This is a genomic window from Massilia sp. TSP1-1-2 (genome assembly GCF_049896185.1).
Lineage (GTDB): Bacteria > Pseudomonadota > Gammaproteobacteria > Burkholderiales > Burkholderiaceae_D > Telluria_A.
Genome location: NZ_JAFCTU010000024.1, coordinates 1 through 23126, shown reverse-complemented (window position 1 = coordinate 23126; position 23126 = coordinate 1). Strand labels below are relative to the sequence as shown.

Annotated in this window: 16 protein-coding genes and 1 pseudogene; 13 read left to right on the top strand and 4 right to left on the bottom strand. The window is 59.8% G+C overall.

Annotated elements, in window-relative coordinates; all coding sequences use genetic code 11:
- The first annotated feature begins 27 nt into the window (after positions 1-27).
- The 8 genes and pseudogenes from ACP7BV_RS19085 (at position 28) to ACP7BV_RS19050 (ending at position 11953) form a co-directional block, all read left to right on the top strand.
- Positions 28-2103, top strand: coding sequence for a flotillin family protein (locus ACP7BV_RS19085; RefSeq protein ID WP_426106051.1), 2076 nt, complete (start codon positions 28-30; stop codon positions 2101-2103).
- Between the two features lie 4 nt (positions 2104-2107).
- Positions 2108-2218 (top strand): annotated as a pseudogene (locus ACP7BV_RS19080) (zf-TFIIB domain-containing protein); the annotation flags it as partial.
- Positions 2219-2656, top strand: coding sequence for a hypothetical protein (locus ACP7BV_RS19075; RefSeq protein WP_426106118.1), 438 nt, complete (start codon positions 2219-2221; stop codon positions 2654-2656).
- 4 nt (positions 2657-2660) lie between these two features.
- Positions 2661-7919: a DNA repair ATPase gene (locus ACP7BV_RS19070; RefSeq protein ID WP_426106050.1), complete on the top strand. Its 5259-nt coding sequence runs from the start codon at positions 2661-2663 to the stop codon at positions 7917-7919.
- A gap of 5 nt (positions 7920-7924) precedes the next feature.
- Positions 7925-8479: a DUF4166 domain-containing protein gene (locus tag ACP7BV_RS19065; protein WP_426106049.1), complete on the top strand. Its 555-nt coding sequence runs from the start codon at positions 7925-7927 to the stop codon at positions 8477-8479.
- Between the two features lie 240 nt (positions 8480-8719).
- Positions 8720-10048, top strand: coding sequence for a selenium-binding protein SBP56-related protein (locus ACP7BV_RS19060; RefSeq protein ID WP_426106048.1), 1329 nt, complete (start codon positions 8720-8722; stop codon positions 10046-10048).
- A 76-nt stretch (positions 10049-10124) separates the two neighbouring features.
- The gene (locus ACP7BV_RS19055) at positions 10125-10811 is read left to right on the top strand and encodes an SCO family protein (RefSeq protein ID WP_426106047.1); all 687 of its coding nucleotides are present in this window, start codon (positions 10125-10127) and stop codon (positions 10809-10811) included.
- Entirely contained in the window at positions 10808-11953 is a 1146-nt protein-coding gene (locus ACP7BV_RS19050; protein ID WP_426106046.1) for a cytochrome-c peroxidase, read from the top strand. Before ACP7BV_RS19055 ends, ACP7BV_RS19050 begins: the two co-directional genes overlap by 4 nt.
- Here ACP7BV_RS19050 and ACP7BV_RS19045 read toward each other — a convergent pair.
- Positions 11950-13086, bottom strand: a complete 1137-nt coding sequence (locus ACP7BV_RS19045) for a DUF4272 domain-containing protein (protein ID WP_426106045.1) — start codon at positions 13084-13086, stop codon at positions 11950-11952. The two genes, ACP7BV_RS19050 and ACP7BV_RS19045, sit on opposite strands and share 4 nt — an antisense overlap.
- A gap of 150 nt (positions 13087-13236) precedes the next feature.
- Between ACP7BV_RS19045 and ACP7BV_RS19040 the strand changes: the two genes are divergently transcribed.
- From ACP7BV_RS19040 to ACP7BV_RS19030, 3 genes are read left to right on the top strand one after another with little or no spacing between them, the layout of a single operon-like run.
- Positions 13237-13695, top strand: a complete 459-nt coding sequence (locus ACP7BV_RS19040) for a DUF2809 domain-containing protein (protein WP_426106044.1) — start codon at positions 13237-13239, stop codon at positions 13693-13695.
- Positions 13696-13747: 52 nt separating this feature from the next.
- Complete coding sequence (locus ACP7BV_RS19035; protein WP_426106043.1) at positions 13748-14665, top strand: hypothetical protein; 918 nt, start codon at positions 13748-13750, stop codon at positions 14663-14665.
- The gene (locus ACP7BV_RS19030; protein WP_426106042.1) at positions 14665-14976 is read left to right on the top strand and encodes a hypothetical protein; all 312 of its coding nucleotides are present in this window, start codon (positions 14665-14667) and stop codon (positions 14974-14976) included. The genes ACP7BV_RS19035 and ACP7BV_RS19030 overlap by 1 nt, the downstream gene beginning before the upstream one ends.
- Positions 14977-15044: 68 nt before the next feature.
- On the opposite strand, the gene ACP7BV_RS19025 is transcribed toward ACP7BV_RS19030, so the two are convergent.
- Positions 15045-16853, bottom strand: a complete 1809-nt coding sequence (locus ACP7BV_RS19025) for a hypothetical protein (RefSeq protein ID WP_426106041.1) — start codon at positions 16851-16853, stop codon at positions 15045-15047.
- A gap of 1078 nt (positions 16854-17931) precedes the next feature.
- Here ACP7BV_RS19025 and ACP7BV_RS19020 point away from each other — a divergent pair.
- A complete protein-coding gene (locus ACP7BV_RS19020; protein ID WP_133115090.1) occupies positions 17932-18186 on the top strand; it encodes a TIGR03643 family protein in 255 nt (84 codons plus the stop codon).
- 514 nt (positions 18187-18700) lie between these two features.
- Here ACP7BV_RS19020 and ACP7BV_RS19015 read toward each other — a convergent pair.
- Together ACP7BV_RS19015 and ACP7BV_RS19010 are read right to left on the bottom strand one after the other, a co-directional pair.
- Entirely contained in the window at positions 18701-19210 is a 510-nt protein-coding gene (locus tag ACP7BV_RS19015) for a GNAT family N-acetyltransferase (RefSeq protein WP_426106038.1), read from the bottom strand.
- Between the two features lie 283 nt (positions 19211-19493).
- The gene (locus ACP7BV_RS19010) at positions 19494-20840 is read right to left on the bottom strand and encodes an HD-GYP domain-containing protein (RefSeq protein ID WP_426106036.1); all 1347 of its coding nucleotides are present in this window, start codon (positions 20838-20840) and stop codon (positions 19494-19496) included.
- Positions 20841-21199: 359 nt separating this feature from the next.
- Between ACP7BV_RS19010 and ACP7BV_RS19005 the strand changes: the two genes are divergently transcribed.
- Positions 21200-22150: a chemotaxis protein gene (locus ACP7BV_RS19005; protein WP_426106034.1), complete on the top strand. Its 951-nt coding sequence runs from the start codon at positions 21200-21202 to the stop codon at positions 22148-22150.
- Positions 22151-23126: the final 976 nt, after the last annotated feature.

Sequence of the window (23126 nt, the reverse complement as noted above, 5' to 3'; positions counted from 1 at the left end):
CCAACCAACAGGAATCACAAGGAAATCATGGAAATTATGTTGCTCGCCATCGGTGGCATCGTCATCGTCGTCTTCGGCTTACTGGTGATGTTCGCCAAGTTTTACCACAAGGTAGAACAGGGTCACGTCATGATCATCAATACGCTGCGAGCGCAGCCCGAGGTTACCTTCACAGGCGGCATGGTGTATCCGATCATCCACAAAAAAGAGCTGATGGAAATTTCGCTCAAGACCATCGAGATCAGCCGCATGGGCAAGGATGGCTTGATTTGCATGGACAATATTCGCGCCGACATCAAGGTCACCTTTTTTCTGCACGTAAACAAGACCACGGAAGACGTGCTGAAAGTGGCGCAGACGGTTGGCTGCGTGCGTGCCTCGCACCAGGAAACGCTGGAAACCTTGTTCGAAGCGAAGTTTTCCGAAGCGCTCAAGACGGTCGGCAAGTCGATGGATTTTGTCGACCTGTACCAGGCGCGCGGGCGCTTTCGGGATGACATCATCCGCCAGATCGGCGACGACTTGTCCGGATACGTGCTGGAAGACGCCGCCATCGATTACATCGAGCAAACGTCGCTGTCCCACCTGGACGGCCACAATATTCTTGATGCGCAAGGTATCAAGAAGATCACCGAGCTGACCGCCATCGAACACATCCGCACCAATGAGTTGCAGCGCGATGAAGAAATGCGGATCAAGAAAAAAGACGTGGAAACGCGCGAAGCCATCCTGGAACTTGAGCGCCAGCAGTGCGACGCCGAGTCGCGCCAGGGCCGGGAAGTGCTGTCGGTGCGGGCGCGCGAACAAGCTGAAACGCAAAAGATCCAGTCCGAAGAGCATGCCAAGTCTGAAATGGCGCGCCTGCAGTCCGAACAGATCGTGCTGGTGCAGCAGGAAAACACCACGCGCGAAAAAGAAGTGGCCGAGAATAACCGCAAGCGCGCCGTTGCCATCGAGGAAGAACGCGTCATCCGCGCCCGCCAGCTTGAAATCGTTGACCGCGAAAAGGAAGTGGCGCTGCAAACCATCGACAAGGAACGCGCCATCGAAGTGCAGAAGAAGGCCATTGCCGATGTCATCCGCGAGCGCATCGTGGTGGAACGCACCGTGGCCGAGCAGGAAGAAGCGATCAAGGATGTGCGCGCGGTTGCGCTGGCCGACCGTAACAAGAAGTCGATCGTGATCGCCGCCGAAGCGAGCGCCGAAGAAAAGCTGGTCATGACGGTCAAGGCTGCCGAGGGCGAAGAGCGCTCGGCCAAACACCTGGCCGCGCAAGACTTGACGCTGGCCGAGGCCGCGCTCAAAGTAGCCGAGCGCAACGCCGAAGCGCAAAAACGCAGCGCCGAAGGCAAGGAGGCCGAACTGGCCGCGCCAGGTTTGGCCAGTGCCAAGGTGATGATCGCCTCGGCCGACGCCCAGCTCAAGCAAGGCGCGGCACTGGCCGAAGCGACCCGCCTGCGCATGGCCGCCGAAGCGGCCGGCACGGAACAGATGGGCCTGGCACACGCCGCCGTCAAGGCAGCAGACGCCGCCGCGACCGCCACCCACGGTGACGCCGAAGCGAAAGTCATTGAAGCGCGCTTTGAGGCGGAATCGAAAGGCTTGGCGCTCAAGTTTGCCGCCATGTCGGCCATGAGCGCCGAGACGCGCGCCCACGAAGAGTTCCGCATGCAGCTGGAAATGACCAACCAGCAAATTAACAAGGGCATCGATGCGCAAACGCACATCGCCAAGGACCAGGCCGAAGTGCTGGGCAAGGCCTTGCAGAACGCTAAGATCGACATTGTCGGCGGAGAGGGCGATTATTTTGACAAGTTCGTCAAGGCACTGTCGATCGGCAAGGGCATCGATGCCACCGTCGAGAAGAGCCGCACCTTGCAAATTGGCCTGAAGGATCATTTGACGGGCGAGCGCGACATGGTGGGCGACTTGCGCGGCCTGATCGGCGCGCTGGGCAGCTCGTCCGGCGAATTGCAAAACCTGACGGTGGCCGGCTTGCTGGCGCGCGTTGCCCGCGACGGCAATACCCAGCAGCAAGCCGCGCTGCAAAGTTTGCTGGCCACGTTCCAGCCGCAACTTGAAGCGCCACGCGCGGGAGCCTGATGTGATGACGGAAAATACGATGATGTGCCCAGCTTGCGGCGCCAAACACTTTGCGCCCGTAAAAATTGAGGGTGGCCTGCCGGCCGCGCAATGCGCTAATTGCCAGGGCGTATGGATGGAACTGGAGCTGTACCGCATGTGGCGCAAGAACCGTCCGCAAATCGCCGCACATGAATTCGCCGGCGAGATTACCGAGGTCAATGATGCGGTGCGCCTGTGCCCGGCCACCGGCCGCATGATGACGCGCATTCGCGTGAGCAACGAGAATCCCTTGCTGCTGGACTATAGCGTGGCCGCCAAGGCGGTCTGGTTTGACAAGGGCGAGTGGGAACGGCTGGTCGCACTCGGGCTGTCGGACCAGCTCGATGCGGTGGTGTCGGAACGCTGGCAAGCCGACCTCAAGCAGGCCGCATCGCGCGAGCGCCTGGAAAAAGCCATGCGCGCGCGCTTTGGCGACAGCGGCTATGAGGAATTGCTGCGGGTGCGCGACTGGTTGTCGGCCCAGCCAAACCGCCTTGAAATGATTGCCTTCCTGAACGCCAAAGCAGACTAAGCACATGAGCGAAGCACCAGCAGGTTCAGTATCACCGGCAACGCCGGCGCAAACCATTGCACCAGCGGAAGCGGCCCCGCAATCGAGCAGCTTCGACCTGCTGCGCGCGCGCCTGGGCAACCATGGCAAGGCTTTGCTCGACAAGGCAGGCGCACTGAACGGGGCGCGCCTGGCCGAGTTTGGCCGCCAGGAAATGGTGTTGCTGTCGCGCACACGTGCCCGCACTGAAAACAATTGCGTGGCGCGCGACCTGGTGCTGGTGGGCGACGTGCTGCTGTTCGGTTACAACGTCTTCATTGGACTGCGCCAGGAGACCAAGGTTTCCGACGTCTTTGGCCTGTACCGCCTGCGCCGCGAAGGCGACCAGGCAGAGCTAGACCCGGTGCCGTTGGGCCAGACTTTCCTGGACGATCCGCGCTTCCTGCTCGAATTCAAGGAGCTGTACAGTTATTACAAGAACGCCCAGCTGATCCAGTTGCGGGTGCACCAGGGCAAGTTGCTGGCTGCCTTCAAGATCGGCGAGCGTTTTTCCGACATGCGCGTGTTCCGCTGGACACTCGCCGACAGCGGTGAAGCGGTCTACATCGACAACCGTGGCGAACGCGACATTGCGCTGCCGCCCACTCACGATTTTGAGTGGATCCAGACCACGCGCGAGCAGCACGTGCTGGGCAAGCACCCGCACGTCAACGTGCTCGACACGCTGTTCGTGGAGACGGTGGGCGGCGACTTGACCGTCAAGATCGAAGACAATACCGAAACCGGCCTGGGCATCTACAGCGAGCTGGTCGAGGACCGCAACCAGTCCCTCAACGATGGCGATATTTCCTACGCCGCCGTGGGCGAACTGATTTTGCTGCGCATTAAGCCGTACCGCGAAACGGTGTTTCGCTACCTGGTGTTCAACCGCCGCACGGTGCAGGTGACGCGGGTCGATGCGATTGGTGAATCTTGCGTGCAATTGCCGGAGGACCACGGCATCGTTTTCCCGGACGGCTATTTCCTGCAGAGCGGCGAGATGAAAATCTTCGCCGACCTGCCGCCCGAGCTCAAGTTCAAGCGCCGCGTCCTCTCGCCCAACGGTGAAGACGTACTGTACATTTTCTACGGCGTCGAGCCGGGCGTGTACGTGCTACTGACCTATAACATGATCAACAAGACGCTGGCGCAGCCGCTGGTTGCCCACGGCTACGCGCGTTTCAGTGACGGCAACATGCTGCTGTTTACGGCCGACAGCGACGAGCCCACGCGCAACCACAGCATGCAGTTGTGGCAGACCGCCTTCGACAGCGACGAGCACGCGGCCGGGCAAGCCCCGCGCCATAGTGCGTTGGGCAAGATCGGCAACCGCGAACTGGTGCGCGGCATTTCCGAACTGTATTCCATCGCCAAGCTGGTGCGCGAACAGGCCGAAGCCCCGCGCGACCAGTTGCCGGGCCGTTTTGTCTTCGAAACCCTGGTCAAGCAATGCCGCCGCATCATCGACGCCTACCATTGGCTGCACGGCGGGCAAGCGCACGGCGCGGGCGCCGAAGTGCAGGCGATGATCGAAGTGGCCGGCGCCACGCTGGACGAATTCGACAAGGTGGCGTCCGTGCGGCGCGAAGCTGCCAACACGCTGACCCAGACCACCCAGGCCCAGCGCCAGCTGGTGACGGAAACGGCGAGCCGGCTGTGGCAGTCGCCCACCGACTTCATCGAGGCGCTCAACCTGATCCGCCTGTTCCGGGGCCGCCTGGCCACGCTCAAGGAACAGCGTTACATGGACGTGGCAGCGCTCGCTGTGCTCGATACCGAACTGGCGGCCGAGGAAGGCCGCGTGGCCGACAAGACGGTGCAGTTTTTGGCGCAAGACAATGCCTTCGTCAAGGTCAATGACGACCTTGCCAAGCAGCGCGCCCAGCTGGGCAACATGCATACCACGGCCGAACTGGCGCCGTTGCACGACACGCTGGACCGCAACGCCGCCAACCTCGACGGCCTGACCGAATTGCTGGGCACGCTGGCGGTGGGCGACGCGACCTTGCGCACGCGTATCCTGAACACCATCTCCGGCATCTACGCGGACGTCAACAAGCTGCGCGCCGAAGCGCGCCATCGGCGCAAGCAATTGTCGCAGGGCGAGTCGGCAGCGGAGTTTGCGGCCCAGTTCCAGCTGTTCGGCCAGTCGGTCGAAAGCGCGCTGGAGCAGGCCGAATCGCCCGAACGCTGTGACGAGTTGCTCACGCGCTTGCTGGCGCAGCTGGAAGACCTGGAAGGCAAGTTTGCAGAGCAAGAAGATTACCTGGCCGAAATCGCGCACAAGCGCGAGTCCGTCTATGAAGCGCTGGAAGGGCGCAAGCAAGGCTTGCTGGACGCACGCGGACGACGCGTGCAAGCGATCATGGAAGCGTCGCGCCGCATCATGGCGGGCGTCCCCAAGCGCCTGGCGCAACTGACCGAACCGGCCCAGCTGGAAGCCTATTTCGCAGCCGACGCACTACTGAATAAATTGAAGTCCAGCATAGAAGAGTTGCGCAAGCTGGGCAATGCCGTCGGCGCCGACGACCTGGCCGGCCAGCTGAAAGCCTTGCGCGAGCAGGGCCAGCGTGCGCTGCGCGACCGCAACGAACTGGTGACCGGCAACACTATCCGCTTGGGACGCCACAGCTTTACGGTCAACCAGCAAGTGCTGGATTTGACGATTGTTTCCCACCAGGACCAGCTGGCGTTCAGCCTGACCGGCACCGACTATTTTTCGCCAGTTAATTCCCCCGAGCTGGACGCGCTGCAAGCCTACTGGGCGCTCGACAGATTGTCGGAAAGCCCGCAGGTGTACCGCGCCGAATATCTGGCTCACCAGATTATCCTGGCGGCGCAGCAAGGTACCGAGCAATGGTCCTGGCCGGCGCTGCTGGACGCGGTGCGCGAGCCCGTCACCGATGCCTTTGAGGAAAGCGTGCGCCGCTTCGCCGCCCCCCGTTTCCACGAGGGTTACCAGAAGGGCATTCACGACCATGACGCCGCCGTGATCTTGCGCCTGGTCGCGCCGCTGATGGAAAACGCGGCCTTGCTGCGGTTTGGTCCCCTCGCGCGCGCCATTGCCGTCTTGTACTGGCAGCACCTGACCGCCACGCCCAGCCTGCAACAGGGCGCCCAGACCGTCCAGCACCAGGCTGAGCAAGCCGAGTTGATGCGGCGCCAGTTCGGCAGCGAGCGCATGGCGGGCCAGATTGCCGCGCAGATCAAAAGCTCGGTGCAAAAATTCCTCGCGCAACAGCAGCTCGAGATCGAACCTTGGCTTGACAGCGCTACCGAATCGGTCCCGGCCCTGCTGGACCAGGTCGCCGCCTATCTGATGGCCGAACTGGGCGCCGAGGCCGGCGGGGCCAAGCGCGCCGCCGCGCACGAATGGGTGCTCAGCCGCGCCGGCGCCGATCTGGCGCAAGGCTTGCAGCAACACTTGAGCCGCCAGGCGATTGCCTTGCCGTGGACCGATGAAACGTTGACCTGGCGCGAGCGCTGGCAGCTGGCTACCGAGTGGCTGCATGGCTTTAGCGAACAGCAACAGATTGACCTGACCTTGCTGCCGGAAGCGGCGGCGCATTTGCTCTCCAGCCTGCCGCGCAGGGTACAGGCCGCCGAGCTGACCGCCAGGGCCAGCGGCTTGCTGGGCGACCATGCGCGCATCGACAACCAGGTGCTGGATCTGCAGCTCAACGAATTTTTGCGCCGCCTGGAGCACCACGTCGGCGTCATCGTGCCGGCCTACCGGCAACTGCAGCAATTGCGCCAACACCTGGTGCAGGAAGAAAAGGCCCGCCTGCGGCTGGAGCAGTTCCAGGCCAAGCCGCTGTCCAGCTTTGTGCGCAACCGCCTGATCGACGAAGTGTATCTGCCGCTGGTGGGCGACAACCTTGCCAAGCAGATTGGCGCGGCCGGTGAACAGCGCCGCACCGATTCGATGGGCATGCTGCTGTTGATTTCGCCGCCCGGTTACGGCAAGACCACGCTGATGGAATACCTGGGCGACCGCCTGGGCATGATCTTCGTGCGTATCAATTGCCCGGTGCTGGGCCACGGCGTGACTTCGCTCGATCCGGCCCAGGCGAGCAATGCGGCCGCGCGCATGGAACTGGAAAAGCTGAACCTGGGCTTGGCGATGGGCAATAACGTCATGTTGTACCTGGACGATATCCAGCATACCCATCCCGAATTCCTGCAAAAATTTATCGCGCTGGCGGACGGCACGCGCCGCATCGAAGGCGTGTGGCGCGGCGAGAGCCGCAGCTACGATTTGCGCGGCAAGCGCTTTGCCATTGTGATGGCGGGCAATCCCTACACCGAGTCCGGCGACGTGTTCAAGATTCCCGACATGCTGGCCAACCGCGCCGACATCTATAACCTGGGCGACGTGTTGAGCGGCAAGGAAGACGTGTTTGCCATGTCGTACATTGAAAACGCGCTGGTCTCGCATCCGGAATTGCAGCCGCTCGCCTCGCGCGATCCGCAAGACGTGTACCGCCTGATCCGCATGGCGCAGGGCCAGCCGGTCGCCGCCAGCGAGCTCAAACACGCGTACACGACCCAGGAATTGGCCGAGATCTGCAATGTGCTGCAGCGCCTGTTCAAGGTGCGCGACGCCTTGCTGGGCGTGAACATGGCCTATATCGCATCGGCCGCGCAAGACGATGCGTACCGGATCGAGCCGCCGTTCAAGTTGCAGGGCAGCTATCGCAACATGAGCAAGCTGACGCCCAAGGTATCAGCGCTGATGAAGGATGGCGAACTCGACGACTTGCTGCGCGACCATTACCGGGGTGAAGCCCAAACCTTGACCACGGGGGCCGAGGAAAATCTATTGAAACTTGCGCACCTGCTGGGACGTCCAACAGAAGACGAACAGGCGCGCTGGCTGGCGCTGGTCGAAGACTTCGTACGCCTGCGCAAGCAGGGCGGCGCCGACGCCGATGGCGCCACCCGCGTGGCCAACACTTTGTCGGCCATCGGCATGCACATTGAAAGCCTGGGCTTGAAAATGAACCCGGCGGTGCATGTCAATGTACCGGAACAGCAAGCGCTGCAAGACGCCGTGCTACGCCTGGCGGACAGTTACGAGCAATCGCTGTTGCCATTGATCAGCGCGATGAACCACAAGATGCGGCTCGACCACAGCATCTGGGACAAGGTGCGCGACACCTCGGCCGACATCAAGGAGATTGAACAAAAATTGGCGCGGCTGATACCGAAAGCGGCGCCCAAGGCTGACAAGAACCCTGGTTGACACAGATGGCTAGCGCTGACCACCTTGTGGCGCACTGGTTCGGCGACGCGTTCGCGCAGTTGGCCCCCCAGCTGCAGGCTTTGCATGCGCACGGCGGCATGCTGCGCGGGCCCTGCAAGGTCGCGTATGGGAAGGGCTTGGCCGGCGTCGTGGGCAAGTTGCTGGCGCAGCGCCTGGGAATCGGCGCTGCTGGCGGGAACGCCACCATGACCGTGACGATCGCCGCCGACGTGACCGGACTGCGGTGGAGCCGGCGCTTCAATGACGGCCCGGCCTTCGTGTCGCATTTCGAGCCGGTCGGCCGCTATCCCGACGGCTATTGGCTGGAGCGCTCAGGCGCCATCAAGCTGCGTTTTGGCGTCGTGCTGAAGGAGGGTGCCTGGCATTGGCAGCAACAGCAGTTGAGCTGGCTGGGGATGCCGCTGCCGGGAAGACTGATGCCGGAAACCATCGCTTCCAAGGCCGTGGTCGACGGCGCCTATGTGTTTGGCGTAGACATTCGTTTTCCCTTGCTGGGTACGGTGTTGTCGTACCGAGGTGCACTTGCGTTGCTTGCCTAAATCAAAGAACGGCGCCACTGTCGTCTTTCTCGCGGCGCAGATGCGATACAGATTGCGGCTGATACCTTGTCCAACTGTGTCATTTAAACAACCGTTTCGAGATTGCCGGGCTGACGACGCAAACAAACTCCCCGGCACCGCGCCGATACGCTACATTCGCTAGCGGACCGGCGTAATGTATTTGCGCTGACGATGATAAAAGCCAGCGCGACCGCGCCAACCTTATTGGAGACACAGCCCATGCACATCCATCGCCTTAAAGCGGCCCCGCTAGCCGTTGCCTTTGCCCTCAGCGCGCTTGTTGCCACCCCGCTCGCGCTGGCGGACGAAACCTGTAATTCACCGTATATGTCCAGCCTGATCAAGGGCCAGGAAGATTACGTCCACGTCTGGACGCTCGGCGTCAAGGGCCTGGGCGACGGCTTCGACAAGCTCGTCACTGTCGACGTCAACCCCGCTTCCAAGCAATACGGCAAGGTGATCGGTCATATCTCGGTCGGCTCGCGCGGCGAAGCGCACCACATGGGCTTTACCGACGACCGCCGCTTCCTGTGGGCCGGCGGACTGGACGACAACAAGATTTACGTGTTCGACGTGGCTACCCAGCCCGGCAAGCCCAAGCTGGTCAAGACCATCACCGACTTCGCGACCAAGGGCGGCCTGGTCGGCCCGCACACGTTTTACGCCATGCCCGGCCGCATGCTGATTGGCGGCTTGTCGAACGCCAAGGATCACGGCGGCGTGACCGGCATGGCGATGTACAACAACAAGGGCGACTTTGTCAGCAAGCATGACATGCCTGTGGCCAATGGCGGCGATGGCTACGGCTACGACATTGCCATCAATCCCGGCAAGAACGCGATGCTCACGTCCAGCTTTACCGGCTGGAACAACTACATGATGGACCTTGGCAAGCTGATCAAGGACCAGGGCGCCATGAAAAATTTTGGCAGCACCATGGTAATGTGGAACCTCAAGGCCATGCAGCCAGAAAAGGTGTTGAACGTTCCAGGTGCGCCGCTGGAAATTCGCTGGTCGCTCAAGCCTGGCGACGACTGGGCCATTACCGCCAGCGCGCTGACGTCCAAGCTGTGGCTGGTGAAAAAAGATGCCAAGGGCGAATGGCAAGCCAAGGACGTGGCCACCATCGGCGACCCGGCCAAGATTCCACTGCCGGTCGACATTTCGATCACCGCCGACGGCAAGGGCCTGTGGGTCAACACCTTCATGGACGGCACCACCCGCTACTTCGACCTGACCAATCCGGAAGCGCCCAAGCAGACCTACACCAAGCACACCGGTTCGCAGGTGAACATGGTTTCGCAAAGCTGGGACGGCAAGCGCGTCTACATCAGCAGCTCGCTGCTGGCCAACTGGGATAAAAAAGGCGCCGACGACGAGCAATTCCTCAAGCTGTTTGCGTGGGACGGCAAGGAACTCAAGGAAACCTGGAAGATCGACTTTTACAAAGAAAAATTGGGCCGCGCGCACCACATGAAGTTCGGCGCCAAGGCGATGACAACTGCCGCGATCCCGCAGCAGAAAGCGGCCGCGCTGGCGTTGCGTTAAGCCTAGGTTGGGCCGTACGCGGGGCCGTACTTGGCGTTGCCGGGTACGGCTTGTTGTTATCGATTCAGACAAGTTCATGAAAAATTTTCTCAACGCGGCAAGTTGCCTGGCGTTACTCTACGCCGCGCTGCCTGCGCCTGGCCTGGCGGCGCAGTCCGCCGTGCCGGCGTTGGCATTCAAGGCGCCGGCGCCGGGCACTTACAAGTTGTACCAGATCATGGCCGCGCCCGAGGGCGCCGTGCTCGAGACCGATGGCAAGTCGCACGCCCTGTCCGAGTTCACCAAGGGCAAGGTCACGCTGTTTTCCTTCATCTACACCTATTGCACGGACGCCAAAGGTTGCCCGCTCGCTTATGAAACGCTGCACAGCCTGAAAGCGGTGATTGAGCAGGACGCAACGCTGCGCGACAAGGTGCGCTTCGTCAGCATGAGTTTCGATCCCCGCAACGACACGCCCGAGACCATGCGCCTGTATGGCGACGCGGAAATGCGCGACCGCAAAGGCTTGCGCTGGCATTTCCTGACCACCCGTTCGGGGAAAGAACTCGCCCCCTTGCTCGATGGCTTCGGGCAAGACGTGACCGTCGCTGCGGACCAGCCGCAGGGCGCGCGCGTGCCCGTGCTCGCGCACATGCTCAAGGTTTTCTTGATCGACACCAATGGCAAGGTGCGCGAAATCTACAGCACGTCCTTCTTGCATCCGACCATTTTGCTCAACGACATCCGCACGCTGCTGCTCGAACCGCGCGGCCCACGCAAGTGAAACGTCTTTCCGTGATGGTGCTGTTGGCAGCGCTGCTTGCCTGCCGCGAACCATCGACCGTGTCGCTCCCCAGTCCGGCGCTGGGATTGCCGCCATTGCCAGTGCCTTCGGACGGGGCGGCAACGCCGGCCCAGATCGCGCTGGGCCGCAAGCTGTTCATGGACCGCCGCCTGTCGAGCAACGGCACCTTGTCGTGCGCCGTGTGCCATGTCCCCGAACAAGGTTTTGCCGCTAATGAACTGGGCACGTCGATTGGCCTGGAAGGCCGCTCGCTGCGGCGCAACGCGCCAACGCTGCTCAACGTTGCCTATGTGGGCAAGTTGTTCCACGACGGCCGCTCGCCATCGCTGGAATCCCAGGCCTGGGAGCCGTTGCTCAACCCCATCGAAATGGGCAACGTCGGCGCGCCCGATGTGCTGGCCCGGATCGGTGCGATGGCTGACTACGCCGGCTTGTTCGAGGCGGCTTTTCGCGGCGCCGGTCCCGACCGGGACAATGTTGCAGCAGCGCTCGCGGCCTACCAGCGCACGCTGGTATCGGGAAATTCGCGCTTTGACCGCTGGCGCTATGGCAAGGACAGGGCAGCCCTGACGGCCGCCGAGCAAGCCGGGTTTGCCGTGTTTGCAGGCAAAGGCCGCTGTATCGCCTGCCATACGGTGGGCGAGCGGCACGCGCTGTTGTCAGATGGGCGCTTTCACAACACGGGTCTGGGCTGGTTACGCAGCCAGCCCGATGCCGAGCGGCGTTACAAGGTGCAACTGGCGCCCGGGGTTTTTACGGAAGTATCGCAGCGCTCGCTGGCCAGCGTTTCGGAGGCGCTGCAGGAAGATGGCGGGCGTTTCGAGGTTACCCGCAATCGGGCCGACCGCTGGGCCTATCGCACGCCCAGCCTGCGCAATGTGGCCATTACCGGACCGTATATGCATGACGGCTCGCTTGCGACGCTGGAAGATGTGATTGCGTATTACGAGCGCGGCGGCATCGATAACCCTGGCAAGGATCCGCTGGTCACGCCGCTGGCGCTCAGTGACGAGGACAAGCGCAACCTGGCCGCATTCCTGCGCTCGCTAACGGGCGAGAACGCCGCAGCGCTCGCGGCCCAGGCCAGGGCCGGGGCCGCCATCAATCATGCGGGACACTAGGTCGGCGTATCCACGTCGTCCCACGCGGCGTCTTCAAACTGCACCAGCCAGTTCAAGGCGCGGTGCCGTTCCTGGATCACGCCCGCTTCCAGGCCGGCGCTCGTCGCTTGCTTGTCCGCTTGCGCTTGGCGCGTGATCCAATGCAGGCGCTGGTGCAGGTCCAGGCAATCGAGCAATTGCGCAACCGGGCGCAGGCGCGCCGCTTCGTGCACGCCGGCCGCGCGCAGCTTCAGCAGTGTTTGGGCGATCAGTTCAACGTCGCAAATAGCCGCCGGAAAAGGCAACTTGTCGAACACGCCCGCCGCCCACGCCAGGGTATAGGCGCATTCGTAGCACCAGCCGAACTTGACGGTATCCTTTTGGGTCGGCATCGTGTCGGCCATGAACTTGCGCTCTTGCGCACTGAACGCCGTGTCGGCCAGGCCCAGGCGGTGCATGATCTCGTCGCCCGGCATCGGGCTTTTCGAGGCGACCGATTCGGCCCGCACCGCCACCGCGAACAGCGCCATGAGGCGCTCGGCCACGGCGCCGGCGCTGCGCAGCACAACTTCCGATTCTGCAATAACGGGCGGCAGGCTGGGGGCCGGCGTCAAGTTGCGGTTGGCCAGCAACGCCTCGGTGCGCGCCTTGCGCTGGTGCGCCGCCTGCGGGTAGGGAACGCAGGCCTGGGGATTATCGTCGGCGCCGTCGGGCGAGAGCAGGACAGCGGTGGCGGGATCGCAGATAAATCCGCTTGGCAAAAATGCGATGGCATTGGCTTGCAGCGCCCAGGCGCTGTACCGGTCCATGTGCGAAGGATGCACCAGGATGCTGACGTGATGCCTGACTTTCTGGAGGTGGCGCAGCACCGCATAGCGCGCCGGCGTCATCGCGCCGTTGGCCAGGCTGCGGACCCAGCCGGCGAAACCGCGCAGATGTTCCTTGAGCGCAGGGTCGGACCCATCGCGCCTGCCTTGCACGGTATGCGGAAAGTCGAGCGCGGGCAAGGTGTTGACCGAACAGTAGGCGTTGATGAGCAAGTCGTCTTCAACGGTTGCCGATGTGATGGGCACTGGCGTGACTACCGGCATGACTTCCGGCGGGGCCGGGACCGCAACCTTGAGGGTGAAAAATTTTTTTAAAAAACCGAACATCACTTCTCTTTTCTGCCAGTTGATTCGCACATGTCTTGAATGGCGTTTTGAACGCCATGCGAAGTGTAATATTCGTCAATATTGCAGCTTACTTCAGGTTGGGCTCCCCGTCCATCTGGGCTGCCCGCAAACTGGGATGATGAGGAAATCTTGACCCGCACCCGAACGAGCAATAGCGTTTTGGCCCCGTACCGACGCCCCAGGCCTTGGCTTGCCCTGGGCCTCGTGCTGGTGGTCGCGCTCGGCCTGGCGTCGCGCGCCTACCCGGCGCTGTTTCCGGCAAGCCTGGGCAGCTACACGGGCGACGCGCTGTGGGCGCTGATGGTGTTTCTCGGCATCGCCTTCTTCAAGCCGGCGCTGTCACGCACGCGCCTGGCGGGCGCGGCACTGGCCTTCGCGTGGCTGGTCGAAGCGTCGCAGCTGTACCAGGCACCGTGGATCAATGCGCTGCGCGCCACCACGCCTGGCCACTTGGTGCTTGGAACGGGCTTTCAATGGCTGGACCTGGTCGCCTATGCAGCGGGGATTGCCTGTGGCTTTCTGGGCGACTGTTGTAGTTCCCCACACACAGTTGAGCGCTCGCAAGTTGATAAGTTAATAAATCAATAATCTGGATTTGTACACTGCCAATCAACCGACTGGCGTACTACCGGAGAAAATGATGAGAAGAGTGCTGGCGGCGGTGGCCGCATTGACGTTTCTGTGCTCGGCACGTGCGCAGGAAGCTGCTAAACCGCCGCCTTCCGTGATCGACCGATTTCACTTTGACACCACCTACGAACATGGTCGCTTGCTGACGCTCAAGACCCCGCGCGGTATCACCAAGTACGAATACGCGCCATCGGGTAAACTCAGCCGCAAGATACTTCCAACCGGCATCACCATCGATTATTTCCATGACCGGGACGGCAAGCTGGTGGAAACGCGTTTCTCCAACGGACTGGTGCGGACGCGGTATTACGATCGCAACGGCAAGTTATCCAAGATCATCGGTAGCGACGGCTATGTCCTGACCGTGACCGGTGCGGGCCAGTCGCGCAGCGTGGTGGTAACGGGGCCGAACAACTACCACTTCGACATGACGCCGATTATCCAGAAAGGGCGCACGTCGTATGCCGCAATGATGGGCAAGTCGAGACCGCACGCAATGTTGGCCGACAGTGGCGGCGGTGGCGGTTGCAGCGGCTCATGGTGGGGGGAGGCCGGTTGCGACTGGTACGACGGCGGTGATTTCGGCGGTAGCGGCAGTTACGACGACGGCTGGGGCGCGGGCGCCGATGAATGGAATGACAACGACGATGTCGCCGCCGACTGGGGCGTTGGAAACGGCGAGGGAGAATATGGCGACGACCCCTGGTACGGCGGGGCGGGCCCCGGATCGATGGACAGCGACCCGCTGCTGCCGTCGCCCGGCGACTACAATTACATGCGTTGCATGCAGTCCAACTGCGAAAATCAAAACGTCGACTTCAGAGCAATTTGCGCGCGCGAGCCCGTTCAAAACCAGGAAATGTGTTATCGCTACACGGCAAAATATTATTTCAAATGCGAGCGTGAATGCTGGTATGCGAGCTACTGATGGACGACGACATTGCCTGGGACTTGCTTTGTCTTGCCAGGAAAAACCAGATCACCGGGAACAAGCCGGAAGCGCTGAAGCGCTATGCGACGCTGATGCGTGCCGACCCGAAAGCCTTTCCTTTTTTTAATTTATTCCAGCGGACCTATGTGTTGTCGGGGCTGGTCGAGCTGGCGCGGCGCTATGCCCCGGCGCGCGCCGAACTGTTGCATTTGCTGGAAGCCAAGCGCCGGCAACTCGCGCTGGCGCCCGCCGATCAATACCTGGTCGATGACATTGCCACGATCGAGCAGGGCATCAGAAAGTTGTAGCCTTTCAAGCCCTACCAAACTGAGCATTCCGGCGCAACAGGCGTGGGCGTGATCCCGGCGGTTCGACCTTATGCCAGCCGAGTGTAGCGGAACACAATTTCGTAGCGGCTGTCTTCATCGTCGCTGATGTACTCGCGCCGTTCACGGTACTGCCCGGCAATCTTGCCCAGCGGCGTGACCTTGACCTTGATTCCTTGCGGAGTGACATGCTCGCTCGCTGCCGGCAGCGCAAAGTTCATGCTGGTCAGCTCCACCAGATCCTGTGTGCTGGGGCCGATCATATCCTCGATGATCGGATCGGCCGGCGCCCACAGTGCAACAAATACATCAATCGCAACGACCACCGCTGCTGCAATAGCGCCCGCGATCAATCCCTGCAGGCCGTAGCTTGCCAGCTTGCTGGCGATGCCGCCGGCCTCTTTGAGATGGTCGAGCACGAATGCCAATTGGTTTTTCAGAATCGAAATGAAAACATCAAGGGTGTTCTCTATCTGTTTTTCGAATGCCTCCTCGCCATCGATTTCGAAGCCCCGAATCGACAGCGCCACGCCGGCAATCGGCTGCTGGTGCGAGAAGAGCACATGGTCCATCGCGCGCGTCTCGCCGCTGTCGACGTCGGTAAAGCGGATTGCCGCGCCGCCGTTGGGCAACTGCGCGTCGCCCGATGACAGGTCGGGAAACAGCGGCACTGCAAGGATCCGGATGCCCACTTCGTCCGAGCCAAAGGAAGCGGGCGACGTTTCCGCACGCGCGAACAAGGTCTCGCTCTTGATCTCGAAGCGTGCGCTCGACGGCGTCGCCACACTGATGTATTCGACATTCGACAGCAGCACGGGGCCATGGCCCGGGAAGGGGCTCACATTGGGAACGGCGACCTGGAACGAATACACGCCGGGGGCAAGGTCGCCGGGTACCTGAAACGTGAGACGATCATGGACGCGGCAATCGAGGATCAGGCGGTCCTGCTCTTGAATGCGTTCCGTGAGCGGCGTTTCGTCGTCGCCGCACAACTGGGCGGGAACTTCACGCAGCACTGTTTCAGGCGCGGCCCTGGTCGCTATTCTCACCGTGGCGTCGACACTTGAAAAGTTCACACCCTCGACCACCACGCCCTGACCCGCTTCGATCTCGAGCACGCGCTGGCAGGCGCCGCTTAGATCGTTGCCGGGGCAGTCGACGGCTTGTACGTCGCACACTTGCCGCGGTTCGCCGCCTTCCAGAATCACGCGGCAGCGCTGCTGCACTTCAGCCGGCGTGTAGTCGCCGAGGGCAAGGGGCGGCGTGAAAGAACTGGTGCGCAGACCGTTGACTCGGCAGATCCTCACCAGCGGATCGAAATTTTCTTCTCCCGGCACGAATGGCCGCACCCGCACCCGGCCCGCGTGTTCGTTCGTTGCACAGGCTGCGTCGTCGAAAGCCTGGATGCCGACGCGAGCGGCAATTTCCTGGGCGAACGCGGTTGCCAATTGCGCGAGGTCGACCGGTTGCTCGATTGCTGGCAGGAGGCTTGCATCGAACAGGCGGTTGCGCTCGCCGCTGGAGAGGCTGTCGAGCGATTCGCTGGCGCACGACAGCACACGTTTCAATTCCTTGGGCAAACTGCGCAGCGTGGCAAAGCCGCGTTCCTCCAGCGCATTGGCCGGCGTTTTGCCTGCCAGGTAGCGCCGCGCCATGTGAAAGAGCGAGGCGCCCAGCGCGCTCGGGACCCGATTGTTTGCCAGCAGCTTGTCGAGCTTGTTGCGGCGGCTCTGCTTGGGCTTGCCCCCCAGCGACACCGGTACGCAGGCGCCGGGAACCCCGGGCGGGCAGGTGTCGTCCTCTGGTGGTGGGCAGGCAGTGTCCGGTGAACGCTGCGGGGCGCAGTTATAGATGTTCACGTCGCCACGGCTTTTGATGTGAATATTGATGGTGCAAGCGCTTGCGTGGACGGGTTCGCAGTTGTTTGGGTCCTTGGATGTTGCTCCGTTTTTTTTGCTCGTTTTCATGATTTGATCCCCAGTATGAAGTCGACAGCCGCAGGTCGTGGATACTTCAAACAGACTCGGCACTAGTGACCGTAGCGCGGAAAGCAGGGCCGGCGTTGGACCGCGCACAAAGTCAGTGTGCTGGCTTGCCGTGAACGAAATGCTGCGAGAGATTTTCGGGATGGCAGCGCTGCTGCTCGGTCTTTCCTTGGCGCCGCAGGTGTCGGCTGGTGGCTGGCTGAGACGACGCTGTACGGGCCGCCACGACTGGAAGATAGAGTTCCAAATCCAAGTACCTCCGGCGGGTTGAGCGGGTCTGCGCCGTGCTGAATAGGTATTTTAAAATATGCTTTTTCTGTCACAAAAAATATCCGTTTTGCGACGACAGCAGCCGCGCTCGGGATGCTCGCCGATGGTCAAGTACAATCGACGGCATCCGGCCGACAGCGGCCATTCGTACGCTCGAAATTATGAACCCATGCAGCGACACCATCCTCAACAAAGTGTCGAGGCGTTACGCGATCTGAATTGCGCTGGGATCGACATGCCAGTAAAAATGAAACGAGAGACTAAATGGATCGGTTTGACTCCCAGCCGGGAAACGGGATTGATGACCTTGCATTGGCCCGACTTCGCGGGCATTTCCACAAGCCGGTTTCGCCTATGGGTGAGGCCTGGTTCATGGGCGAGAGAAGGATATTTGATGAGCTGCGAGGAGACCTTTCTAGAATTGGCGTAAGCAAATTGCAAGCACCGCTGCGCGAGATTGCTAGTTCACGGGGTCTTTGGTCTCGCGGGCTTCGTAGTCTTCTTTCTGCTCGAAGCAGCATGTATTCGTTGGTACAGGAAGGCCGGCCTCTACGAAGCCATACTACAGGTAATGGTATATTTTGCTAATGCGACAGAGCCCCGATGGACGCCGGTCGAAGCGATGGTGCGCTCGTGTCAGCAATATATCCTATCTATCGTGCTTGGAAGAAAAAGGAGAATTATGCAAAAGCGTGCTTTAAGCGACCAAGAAATCGATCGTATTGTTGAAATGGCGTGGGAGGACCGTACTACCTTCGATGCCATCGAGATGCAATTTGGCTTGAACCAGCAAGCTGTGATCGAACTGATGCGCACGGAAATGAAAGCATCAAGCTTTCGTATGTGGCGCCAGCGCACGCATGGCAGAAGCAGCAAACATGCCGCACTCAGAAGTGATGACATTACCCGTTTCAAATGCTCCAGTCGGCGCCAATAGCGCACGTTCATAAGAACATGCTTTTCCGGTAATTCTTGGTGTCAGCGCATGGTGTCGCGCACCGCAGCGCGTCCGCTATCAATCATGGCTCCGAGGTTGTGTCGGGCCAGCGCATGGCCCAAGTACGATGCCAGGCCATACCAGTACACCGCCATGTTGCCATCCTGTAGCAAGCCCGGGCGGTTGGCGTGAATCACGCCGCCGGCAAAGGGAATTGCGACTGCGTCTCCACGACAGTTCGACGCAGTCGAAAGTGTCCAGATCTATCCCGAGTTCATCATTATTTAAGCGTCGCACGGCCGCCACGGCGCCCCAGTTGTCGAGATAGGTGCGGCAACGTAAGCGTCGAGTACAATCCGACAGAGATCGGCCAAAAGCTGCCGGTCACCGTAGGCGCGCATGAACAGGAAGCATGGAAATTGATCACTGAAAATATGATAGCGGCGCTCGCTAACTTTGCGCCGGCCGATGGGGCCGAAATTGTGGGTTGGTTATACGTTGCATGATGGGAAGCTCAAGGGGTATCGAGGAAAAGCACCATACGATCTTCGTCATGGTAGCCGCCGTCGATAAACGTGGAACGGCGGTCGACGCCCGTCTTGATGAAGCCGAATTTTTCGTACATCAACCTGGCGGCGTCATTGTCACTTCTGACGACCAAGGTTACCTGCACAAGTTGCGGAATCTGTCGCACATGATCGAGCATTTCAGTAAGCATACGAGCGCCCACTCCCTGGCCGCGAACCGTCGGTGAAACGTACAGACCCCAGATATTGCCGCGATGTTGAACCTGGGACATGGCTTCGCGCTTGAATCCTCCGATTGCGACCAAGCGTTCATCGATGAAGCCGCCAAAAATTAGATTGAGGGGGGTGGCCGTCAGTCGTTGCTGCATTTGTTGAAGCGACATCAAGCTTTCCTCCTCATGCGATGCCCACGCGACACCGGGCGATTCGAGGATGCCCGATAGCCGCAAGCTGCGATAGGCATTGACATCGGACGGGCTAAGTACTTTGGTTTGCATAGAAAGTCGTAAGCGGGAGCGTGAACAAAAACGGCAAACTACGCTGATTTGCGGCTCGACAGTGGAGCGTGTGGCAGTATGCGTAGTCCTATTGTAGTTGATAGGTCTACGACCGCTGTGGGGCGGCAAAAACCAAGCGGGCCGGCGCCGACGTGCCGTCGAGTACAATCGGCAGTGATCGGCCAAAAGCCGCCGTTCGAGTCATGACGAAATGTTAGTGCAGACTGGCGTCCTTTGCGGGCGAAAATCTTGTTGCGTGAGACAGCTAGCGCACTTAATTCTGCTAGATAAACTCCTCCATAGCTTGCGCGGGATGAGCATGCAGTAGAGAATTGAGATGCTGTGAGTAGTCGTCGTCGAGCAGATTAATGAGCGGAACTAGCAGAAGCCGATCGTCCGACTGGACACTCTGCAACGCTAGGTCACGCGCGATATCGCGCAAATGCCACTGTATTTCTCGTGTTGCGACGTTTCGTTCGAACATCAGTGCGAGATCTTCGCTGCTTAGTCGTTCAGGGTCCAGACCCAACGGGAGGTCCAAACCGGTGCTGATGACCGCCCGCTGTATATGCTGGATGCGGATGATTGTTACTGCCAGCAGTTCCTTTACACGGGCTGACTTTGAACCGGATGAAATCAGTATGGTTTGGCTGGTTTTCAAAGCCGCGTCGATTCTTGAAAGCAGTCTGGGCACATCCTCTGCATCCACCTTGTAACTGCGCTCATCGTTCTCATGTACGGGAGGCGGACCTCCACGGAACGCCCCCGATAGGCCGAAAACCACTTCCCGAGCGTATTCACCAGGGATAATCTTCAGCGCGAGCGCAGCGCGCTCCAACGGATGATCCTTCACGATCACGCCTGCCACGGTTTCGGCGATGGCAACGACATGTCCAGCCATACTGATGGCAGGGCCAGTAAGCCGACGCGGATAGCCGCTTCCGTCACTGCGCTCATGGTGCTCGGCCACAGCACGCCCTACGCCTTGCGGATATGACTCCAGCTGGTTAATCAGCATCATTCCGGTATGGGGGTGGACAACGATGTGCGCCCACTCGTGGGGTAGCAAGCGCTTTCCCTTCCCGAGAAATGCCGGATCGATATACAGTTCGCCGATGTCGTGGAGCAATCCGGCCAGGCCGGCAATCGTTTGGTCCGTCTGGCTCAACCTGGCTTTGCGCGCGATCGCAATCGACAGCAGGCTCACCGTCACAGCATGGTCCAGCGCACTACCGCCTTCGCGATCCGCAATGGTCAGCATCATGCTCAAAGCACTGCCAAATTTCAGATGAGATAACAAGCCGACCGGCGATACGCCGTCTGTCTGGGTCACGGCAAGAATGTGGCTTAAGGCGGCCGAGGTCGCCAGCACCCGATCCGCCGATTGCCTGACCGACTTGCCGTTGACGCCCCCTTCGACAAAAATACACGCTTCCAACGGTTTTTTCAGCTTATGGACAATGAGTCGCTCCTGCAGCGCCCGAGACACTTGCGTGCCTTTCGCCAACAGCTTGTTGCCGCGGGCGTCAAAAATATCTTCACTCGCTTCAACCCGCATGTTCTCGCTCAAGTCGATTACCTTGTTGAGGTAATGCTGATTGACTGCGATGTTTGAACTGAAATCGGGCATGGAATATCCTGCAAATACGATTAGGAACGGGGTCAACGTTAGCATGTATTATTTCATTTTGGAAACTATATTCTCTTCAATTCGCGTCCCCGTGGGCGCACAGCAACGCTGGCTAAGTTGCAAATAATTCTCAGTACGCCCATATTCCATAAGGCGAAGCGCGATTTTGCCGTCGCCGCGTGGCGTACAAATCACTTTGCCAGCGCAGAAGTGTAAGCTAGTGAAATCAATTCCAGATATAGTCTAGTCTCCTGTTTTCCATGCCCTTGAAACTAGGTCGTCCTGCCGGCCCCGTCTGCCGCAATCCATTTTTTCCGAATAAGCGTGGCCGTGCGCCGCGTTTTCACTTGTGGTGACAGATGAATAGCTTTCAACAGGAAATCGACGAACGCAGCAACTTAACCAGTTTGAACAAGATGGAGCTCCTCCTGTTCAGATTGGGGGGCGATGCCAGCGGCGCGCACACCGAACTGTACGGGATCAACGTATTCAAAGTGCGCGAAATCGTTGTTATGCCCGAGGTGACCAAGATTGCTGACAGCCATCCGCATATGCTGGGAGTGGTCAACGTGCGCGGCGAAATCATTCCTGTAATCGATTTGCCGTCCGTCGTGGGATGCATTCCCACGGGTCCCTTGCAACTCATGCTGATCACGGAGTTCGCGCGAACCACCCAGGCCTTTGCGGTCGACGCCGTTGACGAAATCGTGCGCCTAGAATGGACCGATGTGCTACCCAGCGATGCGGCGACATCGACGGCACTTATTACCAGCATTGCGAAAATAAATGGCGATGGTGTTGACGGGCGACTGGCCCAGGTGCTGGATGTGGAATCGATCTTGCGCCTGTTCCAGCGACCGGCAGAGCCAACCAAAGGTAAGCTCGGCGACGCCATCGTGCTGAAGAACGACCAGATACTCATCGCCGCAGACGACTCGATAATCGCCCGCACGCTAATTGAAGCTACACTGAAAGAGCTGCAAATCAATTACGAGATGCTCGCTTCGGGCAAGCAGGTGTGGGATAGGCTTCAGCAGATCGAACTCGAAACCGCGTCCAGTGGCGGTTCGGCTCGCCAACGCGTCGCATTAATTCTGAGCGACCTGGAGATGCCTGAAATGGATGGCTTTACGCTGACCCGTAAAATAAAAAAGGATATCCGCTTTTCGTCCATCCCCGTCGTAATTCACTCATCCCTGTCGGGCGCAGCAAACGAGGCGCACGTCGACGGGGTCGGCGCCGACGCCTATATTGCCAAATTCATACCGGAAGAGCTTTCCGCTTTGTTGCGAAAAATGCTGAATTCTTAGACTACGTGTTGGTATGTACCGTTGAACCGGTCAGGGCGCTGTCCTCCAGGAGGAATTAACGGGCATTGATTGGTCCGCCTTGGGTCGCCAGCGGCGGAGACGGCAGACGTCAGACTGCAGTCAAGTACAATCGGCCGGAGCCGGCCAGAAGCGGACATTGCAAGTCAAACTAAGATCATATGAAACAGTCGCTAGCAGCCTGTCGGACTATGGGTAAAAAAGAAACTTTATTGACCGCTTGCTGAAAATTTAGGCTAAATTTCCGCATTTAAATGCCACGAATGGTATCCAGAGCCAATATTTTTCGTTTCAGGCGCGCAATCGTGTTTTAGTTTCGCAAGTCCGACAGGCTGCTAGCAAGTTTTTCGCTGTATTTCCGTATCGGGCTAGAAGTCGGGCTGTGTGAACCGGAAGAAGCTAGAGACTGGGCAATCTCAGTCATTGACCGCAGCGGGATGCTCTCGGTGGCCACTGCTGGGCGCTTTTACAGCGCCGCTAAGCGGTCAGGGGTGGGGGAATTTGAGGTGGCCAGAGGTGGGGGATTTTGACCGGCCAACGGGGTTCAGGGGTCGCCAGATCAGCTCAGAGTTGTGTATAACGATATGGGTAAAGGCAGATGTCCTCAATGGCCTCCTTGTTATGCCTGGACACGAACTGCATCAGGAAGTGACGATGGAGATTCAGAGGCTCAAAAGCCTCTCGAGCGTTCCCTGCATTCGATCAGTACTCGAAGGTGGGTTTGACTTCCTCGCTTATACATCCTCTGACGACGAGGTAATCGCAAAGTGGTTCAGTCATGCTCTAGCCAAAATTGGCAAGCGTGAGGCCATCGAAGTCATCAAAGAATTCTCTGTCGCTGACAATGTAGGGATCGCTGAGGAAATGAGCTACCGACTTGGAAAACGTGACTATTCAGCCTGAGCGCACAGTGTAGAAAGTTGTTGTAAACAAATCTTAGATAACGCATCATGGGGCA